Below are 11,869 nucleotides of genomic sequence, written 5' to 3' on the forward strand. Positions count from 1 at the left end.
GTGTTGAGGGGCCATTCGTTGCTGCGTGGGTCGGGGTTGCGGCGCATCGGGTAGAGGGTCGGGCCGTCGGGCAGGGTGAGCTCCGCCCGTGGTGTGTAGCCGTAGCGGGCATACAGATTTAGGGCGGCGGTGGCGGTGGTCCAGGACGGTAGGCCGACCCGGTCGACGCGGCTGTGGTGGTGGGCGAGCAGCGCTTTGCCGCGTCCGGCCTGCTGGGCGGGGGGCGCGACGGCGAGGAAGGTGAGGTGGTAGTGCGGTTCGGTGGGGTGCTGCCGGGCCAGGGCCTGGTGGAGGAGGTCGAAGCGGTCGCTGTGTGGGCCGGCGGCGTCGGCGAGCCGCGCCGGGTAGTTGGCCGGTGCTGGGATGGGCCGGTAGCGGCGGAAGCCGACTGCGGCGGCGGTGAGGTCGTCGGTGAGGTAGATGTCGCCGAAGAACATGGCGTGCTCCACCCAGATGCCGACGACGTCGGCCAGGATCCGCCGCCGTGTCGCCGGATCCGGCACGAGCCAGGCGGCGACAGAGCTGGGCTGGAGGGCATCGGCGATGAGCGCGGCGATGGAGTCTTTGTCCGCCCGGCGGGCGGCGCGGATACGAACTGTGGTGTCCATGCGGGCAACTCCAGTCAGCGGTAGGTGCGATGGCGAGGTCGCCGACAACGGCGTCCACGACGGCGGTGATGTCACATACCGGCCGATGGTGCTGGCCGCGATCGTGGCGCTGCGGCCGCCACGACGCCCGCGGCTCCCTGCCGGAGCCACACGGGGAGCGACAGTTGCTCGACGTGGAGCCGCCTTGTTGCCAATAACTGGCAACTACGGAATGCTGGCATCGGCGGTGGGCGCCCCGGCACGCGATGATCTGAACCTCCGCCCGGGGTGGCCGCCCGCTCGTGGCCGACGACGTGTTCGAGGAGTGCTGGTGGGCGTCCACTCGCTGCCCGACATGCCGGACGACTATGGCGCGCCGGAGCCGGCGATGTCCGACGCCGACGCCCCGACCGGCGTGACAATCCCCTCCCTGTCGCGGCGGACCTCGTTCAGCCCGCCTCGGTTACCGCGGCCCGCCACCGTGGGGAGCTGACCCTGCTCGTCGCCGACGCGGCACAGCCCCGTCGGCCTGAACCGACCCGTCCGCCGGCTGCCGCCACGCGCATCGACGGCCCCGGCCGATCGAAACGAGATCCTCGGTCCGGCGTGCGCCGGGCTCGCACCCGCAACTGCCAGGAGTACGTCATGGGTAAGCCGCTGTCCGTACGCGTGCTGGCGGTGACCGTCGCCGGTGTCCTCGCCGCCGCGGGTTGCTCGTCGCAGGCGGCCCCGTCCGGCGGCACGAACGGTGCCGGCACCGTGGTGGTGGCGACCGCGAGGGAGCCGGAGGCGCTGAACCCGGTGCTGAACTACGGCGTCGACGGCGGTTCGTTGATCTTCGACGGCCTGGTCGCCCGCGATGGCCGTGACCAGTTGGTGCCGGCCCTCGCCAGGGAGCATCTGCTGCCCGACTCAGATGCCGCAGTTCGGGGCCGACCAGGTCTGCGAGGACTTGTGGGCGACGTGGGTGTGATCGTTGTGGCCGGGGTAGCCGGGACCGAGGATCTCGCGCCAGCCGTGGTAGCGGGCGCGCTTGGCGAGGGTGCACAGGGAATGCGGCCCGGCGGCGAGGTCGACCGCGTCGCCGTAGAGGTGCCGGCTTGTCGACGAGCCGCCGACGGCGTTGTTGCACGCGTAGCTGCGGAAGGCGCTGGTGACGATGATCTGCCGGTCGCCGAGGGCGTGTCGCATGGCCTGCAGCTTCCACATGTTCACCAGGGCGTTGAACTTGGCGGTCGAGGCCGAGACGGCGCCGCCGGACCAGTCGGAGTTGCAGTCGTTCAGCTCGGCGTAGCTGAAGTTGACCGGGGTGCAGTCGTTGTCCTGCAACTCGTAGATCTTGTTGAACACGGCCGGGCCGGCGATGCCATTGTTGTCGAGGCCGTAGGCGTTCTTGAAGCGGTTGACGGCGGCCTTCGTCGCCGGACCGAAGATCCCGTCGATGCCGAGCACCTCGCCGTAGCCGGGGTAGCCGGCGACGCGAATCTGTAGCTGGCGGACATCCTCACCGGACATCCCTTCGGACAGCGTCCGTCCCCAGGTGTAGCAGCCATCCGCGTGGGCGGGCGAGGCGGTGGCTACCACGCCGACGAGACCCGCCACGGCGGTGAGGCTCAGCGCGGCGATCGAGCTGGCGATACGTCTGAACATGCTGGCCTCCAGCCGAGGGAGATATGTATCGATGAGCGTGACTGAACGCCGTCCCTGTGTCAATATTTGCCCGTAGCCGGGGCGGAGGCGGAGGATTCTTTCGTGACGGCGGGGCCATGGAGACCTCGGTTACCGGCGGCCGATGTCCTGGGCGGAACCGGGCGGCGGTCCGCACTCGCGCGCCGAGGCCATGCGCGGGCCGCAGGGCGAGGCGCTGGTGCTCGGCAACGACTTCTTCATCGCAACGGCAAGGCGATCACCACGTGGGCGCAGCGGCACAGTCTGACCCGCCGCCGCCCACGCTGATCACCGTCGTCAGGTGAGAAACTCGAGTAGGCGACGCGCGGTCTCCTCGGGTGCTTCCTCCGCCAGGAAGTGCCCAGCCGAGATCGGGCCACCCTCAACGTCGTCCGCCCAAGCTCGCCAGACCTCAAGCGGCTGGTACCGGCTGGCGAAGGCGCCGGTACGGCTCCACAGGGCGAGGACCGGGCAGGTGATCCGCCGCTTGCCGCGGTCGGCTTCGTCGTGCTCGTAGTCGAGGGTGACCGACGCCCGGTACTCCTCGCATATGGCGTGGATGGTGTCGGGATTGCGGAACTTGTCGGTGTACACGGCGCGGAGGTCGGCGGGGAAGGTGTCCGGTCGGTCAGACCACGAGTCGAGCATGTAGTCGACCATGACGGCGGGTGCCTGGGCAATCAGATGCTCGGGCACCGGTTCCGGGGCGGCAAGGAATGACCAGACCCAGAAGCCGAGGCTGAAGTCCTTGTCCGCGTGCTGGAACGTGTCGCCGGTGGGAATGATGTCGAGCACCGCAAGACGGGTGACGGCATCCGGATGGTCCAACGCCATCCGGTACGCGCATCGCGCTCCCCGATCATGGCCGACGACCATGAACCGGTCGTACCCCAGTGTCTGCATGACCTCGATTTGGTCCCGGGCGATCTCACGCATGCTGTAGGGCGCGTGGTCCGGGGTGCTCGGCGGTTTGCCGCTGTCGCCGAAGCCTCTCAAGTCGGTGGCGACCACGGTGAGCCGCTCAGCGAGTCGCGGTGCGACGTGGTGCCACATGAGGTGGGTCTCGGGGATGCCGTGCAGGAGGAGAACCGGTTCCCCTTCGCCGCCGTGACGTCCGTGGATCGTCGTAGCGCTCGTGGCGATGTCGAACTCGTCAAAGCCGTCAAACACCAGTAGCCCCCTCCAGTCCGACAGCTCGCGCCTTCGATCATCCGCTCCCGACCCCCCGGCCGTACCGGTTTCGGTTAGGTGCCGGCCGCCGCCGTGGCGCGCACGTGATCATCTACAGCCGCGACGCGGACGCGGACCGGCGTTCTTCCGCGACGTGTGGCGTACCCAGCTCCAAGCGTGCGGTGTGGAGTTCGCGCGGCCCGTGAGCGACGTGACGAGACCCCGTCGGGACGACGATCACGCTGCGCACGGCGAAGGCTGGCATCGGCGCTGTGTAACAGCACCGTGAGGGGCAACGCCTGTGCTTAAGGGAGGTCGGCGCACGGCTTCCCGGGCGGGCGGAACGCCAGGCCCAACGGCGTTCCCGCCCCGTCCGATCCGAACAGCGCACGCACAGGAAGTACAATGGCTGAGTCGCCACCGCAACGCCCAACCCGACAGCCGCCGTCCCGCCGTGGCGCGGCTACCACCGCTTCGGCGGGACCCGCGAGAGCGACACGTACCGCACGGGATAGCCCTGCCCAGGCGCCACCACCAGCGACTCAGGAACGACGAGCCGCGACGTGCCGGCACTGCCGGCAACCCCTGTTCAAGGACACGCTGTGGGGATGGATGCACGAAGGTGACCGATACCTGTGCCAGGACCCGGCCACGGGTGAGTTGCTCTGCCAACCCGCGACACCCATCTAACGGTGCGCCGTGGCCTCCCTCGCCGCCAGCTGACCCGCCGACCTCAACCCCTGTTACACCGGGCCGTCGTCGACGGGGCCGGTCCGACGGGGCGTCCGGCACCTCGGCTGACCTCGACCACTGCGGCTGCCCGGTCCTCGTCAGACCAGCGCCGGCCGTACGACCCGGCGGGGGAGTGCGGCGCCGGGTGGTAGCTGCCGGGATCCGGCAGCTACCACCCGGGTAGGTGGTACGGACAGCCTCAACAGGATCTGTTCGGCGCGCCTACGGTCACCTCGTGTCCGTCGCCGTGAACGTGAACGGCACCGCGGCGCCCAGCCACAGCTGGGTCAGGACGTAGCGAGCGCCGCTCGGGATCGTTCCGGACTCGTCAGCGGCCGCCGACGCCGCCGAGCCGATCAACGTGCACGACTCGTCGTAGAAATACAGATCGAAGTCGTACGGGCCGACACTGTCGCCGCGTACCTGCACCTCGTGGGCCCCGTCGCCGAAGCTGTCGGGCAGTTTCGTCACCCATCCGTCCGCGCCCTGTGCTGGCGCCACTGGCACGGTGCAGGTGGAGGTGAACGCCGTGGCGGTCACACCGGTGGCGTCGTCGACCGTGCCGGTGGACGGGTTACCCGTGACAATGATTCCAGTTTCGGTCACCGGCTCGTCGGGCGGCGACGGCGGTAGCGGCTCGACCTCGGTCGCGGTCTGCGAGAACACCTGCAGCTCGGCCACCTGCACCTCCGTCTTCGTCTCGCCGAGCGCGCTGTCGGTCCAGAACCGCACGTACTGTGCCTGCACCGGCTTCGACAGGGTGAACTGCTTGTAGTGCAGATCGGGGGCGGTGGGACGGGGTGCCTGGTAGGCGAACGCGTCCGGCTGGGCGAGGACGGTCTGCCAGGTGGTGCCGTCGGTCGAGGTCTGCAGAGTGAATCCGCGCAGGCCCTCGAACCGGGCTGTGGTGAACGCGCTGACCTGCACCGAGGAGATCGGCGCCGGGGCGGCCAGCTTGATCACGGCGTTGCCGGTGCCCGCGGCGGCCTTCCAGCCACTCGCCTCGGTGTCGTCGATCAGTCGTGCAGCGCCGTTCGCGGTTGCCGAGACCACGGTGGCGCCGTTGGCGGCCGACGCCAGGTTGGGAGCCAGGGAGAACCGCAGCGCGGACTTCTTGCCGGCCCTGACCTTCACGCCAGGGAAAGTCCGGGAGCCGAAACCCTCGGCCGTGATCGTCACCGGGTAGGTTCCGGCGGTCACCGGCGCGGAGAACGCGCCGTCCGCCGACGTCGTCCGCAGCGGCGTCACCCTCGCCTCGAAGACACCGAGCATGATGCGGGCACCGGGTATCGGCTTTCCGGTGGCGGCGTTGACGACGGTCCCGATCAGCGTCCCGTTATGGGCCTGGTTCAGGTGCGCGTACGACGGCACCGGATCGGTGTCCTCACCACCCTCGGTCTCGGCGTGTACGCCCAGACCCCGTTTGGCGAAAGCGCCGTAGACCACGTCCACCAGCGCGGCGTAGTCCGACCTGCTGTGGTACCGGTTGTCCAGCGCGGTGCGGATCGCGTCGCGCATGTCGACGAACGACGGATCGGCTGGGGACAGCGGCATCGCGTCGGTGACTAGCCGTGCCGCCATCTCGCCACCGGCGGATTCGCCGTAGCGGGCGACGAGAGCCTTGCGCATGTCCCACAGGATCGTCGTCCAGATCTCCCCGTCGGAGTGGACCTCCGGGCCGCCCAGGTCGTAGCCGATATCACCGAAGCCCGTCGGGTTCTGGTCGTAACCCCAGTTGCGGATGCCGCGGGAGGCGTTGCCCGTGACGTGCTGACCGACCACCGCGGTCGTGGCCAGCTTCCCGCCATAGAGGTAGTTCAGCGCGTACCAGTCACCCCAACCCTCGCCCATGGATCCGGACTGGTGGGTGTTGAGGGCGTTGTCCTCGCCGCTGACGTAGCGGTTGGACAGCCCGTGGGCGTACTCGTGCTCGATGACGGAGGCGTCGAAGTTCCCGTCCGCGTACGGCCCCTCGAACGTGTCGTTGATCGGCTCCCACAGGAACATGCCGCTCCACGGCGGGATGCCGTCGGGCAGGGTGAGCATGTAGGCGTTGTCCCGGCCGGTGTAGGTGGGTGCGCCGCCGCTGGCCGCACCGGCATGTACGAGCCCGATGATCGGGTCGCCGCCTTGGCCACCGTTGGCGCCGTTGTTGACCTGGAAGTTGCCGCCGGACTCGGTGAAGCCCAGGGCCCGGAACTCGTCGTGGATGCGGTTGTGGTGCCAGAACAGGTTCGTTGCCGCCGGTTCGAGGTCCTGAACATAGCTCGGCGGGATGGTCTGCCCGTCCGTGCGCGTCCAGTTGGCCCGGTAGGTGTAGTGGAACTGCGCGGTCGGGCTCACCGGGCGCGGCCCCTGGTCGGCGGGCACCAGGAAGTTGGAGTAGTTGGCGTACGTGTTGGCGTTGTTGCCGAAGGTCGTCGGCCCTGGTACGCCCGCCAGCCCGGTAGGGTCGACATAGCCGGACGGCGACTGGGCGGTCGGCCCGAAGGAGGCGACGACGGGAGAGCCGCCTGCCGCGGCGCCAGGATGGTTCTCGTACACGGTGCCTTCGGCGTCGTGCGCCACCAGGGACGCCCGGTAGAGGGTCTCACCGGTCGCCGCGTCGACCACGGTGTCCCACGCCTGGTCCAGCGCCTTGACGAACAGCACCCGGTAGGCCGGCCGGGCGCCGTCCCGGGTCGGGAAAGCGCCCTTCTGCACGTAGGAGTCACCCGCGAAGGGCCCCCTGGCGAAGACCTGGAATCCGGCGCGCTCCCCGGCCGGCTGCGGGGTGTAGCTGGTGCCGGCGGCGAGTCCGCCGACCACCTGTTGCAATGCCTGGGCCGCTGACAGCCTGTGCGCGGCGACGAGCCCGCCGCCACGTGCCGAGGTGCCGGCGTAGGAGAGGACCCGGCCGTCCCTGGCGACCGTGACCCCGAGCCGGCCGCCGCGCACCGCCGGCAGGCCGGCGTAGGTCTGCGCGAAGTTCACCACGTGCGTGCCGGTGCCGACGAGTTCGTGGTCCCGCACGACGGTCAGCGCCGCCACGTCCGCCGCCGTGAGACCGAACGCGTCCCGGTGGGCGTCTATGAAGGATCGGGCCACCGCGACCGGATCCCCCGAGCGGGGGCCGGCGAGCCAACCACCGTCCTTGCGGATCGTGCGGGGCGTGCCGAACCGTGCGTCCCAGCTGACCCGGGTGCCGGCGCCCGCGGCACCGAGCAACTCGCGCATCGCGATGAGCTGCGCGTCGGTCGGTCGCACCGATTCCGACGTACGGCGCACGTCAAGCCGGTCGGTGCCCGGTGTCCCGACATCGACGACGGCCGACGCGGTCGATGGACTGAGTGCCAGGACGAGGGCGAAGGCCGCACCGGCGGCGAGCGGTGGACGGATGCGCATGGAAGCTCCTCTGGGGGTAGATCATGCCTGCGTCGCGCTGGAGGTAGTAGCCCGTCGACATGGACATCGCCGCGAACCGCTGAGACGCAACAGGATCACCCATGCCGGTACGGGTGGCCGGTGTAACGGACGTCGCGAGGTGTGCCGTCGCTAACCCGGGCGGTGCCGCCGTTCGAGCGAGCGGTGGTGCCGCCGCAGCGCCTCGCGGTGTGTGGGCGAGCAACTGGTCGACCCCGGGCATGCTCCGGGGCCGGGGTTGAGCACGCACGCCCACCCGTGGGTACCGTAGACGGGGTGGGGGATGACCTGGTCGAGGGCGGTGAAGTCGACCGACGAGCGGTTGTCGGCGAACCGCGCGGGCGGGTAGCCGAAACGGCGCTGGAACTCCTCGCGGCCGATCTCGATGTTGAGTCGGAAGACGCCTGGCCGGTCAAGCTGCGATTCGTCGTCGAAGCCGGTGGTGTCGTGCTCGACGAGGGTGGCGAACGGCCGGCGGCGCTCCGGGCCGACGAAGAAGAACCGCTCGCCCCAGCTCGACGGCGGAGCGCCCGACGCCTCGTCGGCGCGGACGATGGCGACCTCGGGTTGCGCTCTGCGATGTCGTCGGCGCTCGGGACCGGCCCGGCCACGGCGACGTGGAGCACAGCGCCGCAGTGTGTGAGCGTCGCCTCGTCGAGCGGGAAGTAGCCCTGCTCGGCGGTGACCGCGTAGTGGTCGCCCAGCAGTGACGACACGATGGCGCCGGCGCTGAACCACTGCAGGTCCATGCCGGCCAGCCGCCAGGTGCTCGAGTGCCGTTGCAGGTGGCGGTTGTGGGCGAAGACCAGCGTGGGCCCGCGGTGCTGTTCGCGGGTACGAATGTCGAGCAGGGTTCTGCGCCATCCAGGCGTCGCGGACGGCGAGCCGCGTCCCTGCACGCGTGGCGGCAGCGGCTGGCCGCCCGCGGACGCGCGATGCTGGTGGCCGCCGGACGCCTCGCTCACTACCTGGAAACGGCCGGGCGGTGACGGCTCGTCGTGCCCAGGTGAACGACGAGGACTACCTGCTGTCGGCCTCGCGGTGACGTCGGTAGTAGCGGGCGGCCCGGGCGCGGTTGCCACAGGCGACGCTGCACCATTCGCGGCGTGGGGGGTCCGCGACGAAGTACAGCACGCAGCCGGGTGCGTAGCAGGCGGCAGTGGCGGCTCACCCGCCGACAGGAGTTGCGCACCCTCCCGCGCCAGGCCGGCGAGCACAGCTTCCGCTGAGGTGTCCACGTCAGACCGCAGTTCCCCACCGGCCGTGGTCCGGATAAGCAGGTCGCGCGGTGGTGCCGCTGCCATGACCGTGTTGACGACGTCAAGCGCGTCGGGTTTCAGTTTCCTTCGGGGGCGAGTTTCGCGCGGGCTTGCATGAGTCCGAATCCGAGCAGGTTGCTCCCGCGCCACTGTGCTGGGTCGCCGCGCGTGAATCCGTAGCGGCCACCTGCCCGCCCCCCTCGGGGCGCCGTCCTGATCAGTCGCGTCTGGACTTCGGGTGCCGCTGCCGCAGCCCGGGGCGCTCCTGGCAGGTGGTATGAGGTCCCGTCATTCAAGGTCTCTAGCGAACCGTCGCGGATGCCAGCGGCATCGGTGTTGCCTGACCGGGCCAGGCTCCGGTCAGCACGGCGCCGGTGATTTCGCTGCCGGCGTCGAGGCGGCGGACGACGGCCAGCTCAACGGTGTCGGTCACGATCAGGGTCGGCTCGCCCTCGACAACGCGCTGAACCGCGCCCACGGCGGGCGCCTTCGCGCCCTGGGTCGCGCTGCTGGCGATGCTCATGTCGAGCTCGCGGCGCTCGAGCCGGCCATCGACCTGCGTAAATTGCTCGGCCTGGCCGGTGTTTCCGAGGATCGCGCTCGCCAGCGCCGCGGCGTACACCGGGTCGCCGGATCCGTCGTAGATCCAGCGCTTGCCGAGCACCGAATGCTCAGCGGTGCCCAGCATCCAGTCGTCGCCACCGGTTAGGGGCGCGTCGCGGTACGTAAGCGGCACCTGGTGAACCGGCCCGTCGCCGACCCGGACCAGCATCGTCTCGATCCCGACCGCACCGGCCGGGTCGTCGAAACGGAAGGTCGCCACCCGCAGCACCTCACCGGCCGGCCCGGTGTACCAGCTGCGGCCGGGCAGCCAGATGGCCAGGAGCTCGAGCTTCGTCGGTCGCAGCGTGGCTTGGTGGATCAGGGCCATCCGCCCATCGTAGCTCCATGATCAAGGCGTCCCCCGGGCTGGATGCTCCGCGTGCCGTCCGACGTTGGGCCACCAGCTGACCGGCCGATTCCGTCCGGGCCGAAGCAGCAGCCGTGGCCCGAGCATCCGGCCCTCGCCGACCAGAAATCGGCAACCCCACACCCTCTGCCGACGCGGCGCAGGACACGAAACCGTCCCGCACCGAAGGGCGCGCGCTCGCACCGACGGCGGTCGCCGTCGCGTTGTGGCCTGGCGTGGTCTGCAACAAACCTGCACACGCCAACTCTTGAAGTCCGGAAAGCGCTTTCCATAGCCTGGGGTTTCGTCGATGTTTCGTCCTTGACCGGGCCAAGGGATGCGGAACACGAGGCCGTTGCGGCGTCTCGGGCAGCAGGGCAATGCCTACGCCGCGTTCACACTCTTGGAGATTCATGATGAGATTCACGCCTCTCATCGCGGGCACCGCCCTGGTAGCGGGGGCGGTGGTCGTATTGGCCGCTGGCTCGGCGGTCGCCGCGCCAACACGCTATGAGGCCGAGACCTCCCCGGCGGTCTGCACTGGCACGATTGACAGCAACTGGTCCGGGTTCTCCGGTTCCGGCTTTTGCAATGGCAACAACGCGACGGGCGCCTACGCCCAGTTCACGGTGAACGCCGCGGCGGCGGGTACGGCAACGCTGGGGGTGCGGTTCGCCAACGGCACCACCAGCAGCAGGCCCGCCAACCTGATCGTCAACGGCAGCACCGTCCAAACGCCTTCGTTCGAGAGCACCGGCGCGTGGAGCACCTGGGCCACCAAGACGTTGACCGTCACCGTGAACTCGGGCAGCAACACAATCCGGTTCAACCCCACCAGCTCCGCCGGCCTGCCGAACATCGACTACATCGACTTCGAGTCGGGAGGTACGCCACCACCCCCGCCGCCGGGCAACACCCTGTACGTGGCGCCGAATGGCAGTGACAGTGCCGCGGGGACGGAGTCGAACCCGACGACGCTGGCCTCGGCGATCACCCGCGTGGCTCCTGGCGGGACGATCTATGTGCGCGGCGGGACGTACCGGCTCTCGCAGACGGTCACCATCGCGCCGGGGAACAACGGCACCTCGAGTGCCCGCAAGAAGCTGACGGCGTATCCGGGTGAGCGGCCGGTGCTGAACTTCTCGGCCCAGAGTGAGGATCCGGCGAACCGTGGGCTTGCGGTGAACGGGTCGTTCTGGCACGTCCACGGCATGGTTGTTGAGCGGGCCGGTGACAATGGGATCTTCGTGGGTGGTAGTAACAACATCATCGAGCGTACGGTGACGCGGTTCAACCGTGATACGGGGTTGCAGATCTCGCGGATCGCCTCCAACACTCCCAAGGATCAGTGGCCGTCCAACAATCTCGTGCTGAGTGCGGAGTCGCACGACAACGCTGACTCCGACGGTGAGGATGCTGATGGCTTCGCGGCAAAGCTCACCTCCGGCCCCGGGAACGTCTTCCGTTACGCGGTGGCTCACAACAATATCGACGACGGTTGGGACCTCTACACCAAGGACGACACGGGGCCCATCGGCGCGGTGACCATCGAGGACTCCCTGGCTTATGAGAACGGCACCCTCAGCGACGGCTCTCAGGCCGGCAACGGTGACCGCAACGGTTACAAGCTCGGCGGCGAGGACATCGCGGTCAACCACGTCATCCGGCGCAACATCGCCTACGACAACGGTAAGCACGGGTTCACCTACAACCGCAACCCGGGCACGATGACGGTCTCGAACAACATCAGCATCGACAACGCGCAGCGCAACTTCTCGTTTGACGCGGGCACCTCGGTGTACCGGAACAACACCTCATGTCGTAGCAGCAGCGGGTCGAACGACAAGATTGTTGGGGACGCCGACGGGTCGAACCAGTTCTGGTTCGGCTCGAACGGGTCCCGGTGCTCCTCCTACACCGGCGCCCTGGGCTGGTCCTTCGCCACGGACGGCCGTCTCGTCGTGACCCTCGGTGGCAGGACGGTTACGCCCTAATCCGACCTCGGATCAACGGCGCTCACCCAGGATCGGCGGTGGCCCTGGCCGGCCCATCCGGACGAACCGGAAGGGCCGGCCAGGGCGAGGGCGCCCGGTGGGGGGGGG

Annotated in this window: 7 protein-coding genes and 1 pseudogene; 1 reads left to right on the top strand and 7 read right to left on the bottom strand. The window is 69.4% G+C overall.

Going from position 1 to position 11,869, the window contains the following annotated elements:
• From C1I99_RS22660 to C1I99_RS22700, 7 genes and pseudogenes are all read right to left on the bottom strand, one after another.
• On the bottom strand, positions 1-608 hold a 608-nt coding region (locus tag C1I99_RS22660), incomplete at its 3' end, for a GNAT family N-acetyltransferase (protein ID WP_111136239.1).
• A gap of 891 nt (positions 609-1,499) precedes the next feature.
• A complete protein-coding gene (locus C1I99_RS22670; RefSeq protein WP_111136233.1) occupies positions 1,500-2,237 on the bottom strand; it encodes a D-Ala-D-Ala carboxypeptidase family metallohydrolase in 738 nt (245 codons plus the stop codon).
• A 315-nt stretch (positions 2,238-2,552) separates the two neighbouring features.
• A complete protein-coding gene (locus C1I99_RS22680) occupies positions 2,553-3,425 on the bottom strand; it encodes an alpha/beta fold hydrolase (protein WP_199562352.1) in 873 nt (290 codons plus the stop codon).
• 960 nt (positions 3,426-4,385) lie between these two features.
• Positions 4,386-7,541 carry a M36 family metallopeptidase gene (locus C1I99_RS22685; protein ID WP_111136235.1) on the bottom strand — a complete coding sequence of 1,052 codons (3,156 nt, stop codon included), beginning with the start codon at positions 7,539-7,541 and terminating at the stop codon, positions 4,386-4,388.
• A 150-nt stretch (positions 7,542-7,691) separates the two neighbouring features.
• The gene (locus C1I99_RS35035) at positions 7,692-8,423 is read right to left on the bottom strand and encodes a DUF6194 family protein (RefSeq protein ID WP_438941436.1); all 732 of its coding nucleotides are present in this window, start codon (positions 8,421-8,423) and stop codon (positions 7,692-7,694) included.
• A 156-nt stretch (positions 8,424-8,579) separates the two neighbouring features.
• Positions 8,580-8,702, bottom strand: a pseudogene (locus tag C1I99_RS22695) (CGNR zinc finger domain-containing protein); the annotation flags it as partial.
• A 417-nt stretch (positions 8,703-9,119) separates the two neighbouring features.
• Positions 9,120-9,749 carry a CG0192-related protein gene (locus C1I99_RS22700; protein WP_111136237.1) on the bottom strand — a complete coding sequence of 210 codons (630 nt, stop codon included), beginning with the start codon at positions 9,747-9,749 and terminating at the stop codon, positions 9,120-9,122.
• 482 nt (positions 9,750-10,231) lie between these two features.
• Here C1I99_RS22700 and C1I99_RS22705 point away from each other — a divergent pair, with 482 nt between their 5' ends.
• Complete coding sequence (locus tag C1I99_RS22705; RefSeq protein WP_438941437.1) at positions 10,232-11,761, top strand: right-handed parallel beta-helix repeat-containing protein; 1,530 nt, start codon at positions 10,232-10,234, stop codon at positions 11,759-11,761.
• Positions 11,762-11,869: the final 108 nt, after the last annotated feature.

Source organism: Micromonospora deserti (assembly GCF_003236335.1).
Classification (GTDB): domain Bacteria; phylum Actinomycetota; class Actinomycetes; order Mycobacteriales; family Micromonosporaceae; genus Micromonospora; species Micromonospora deserti.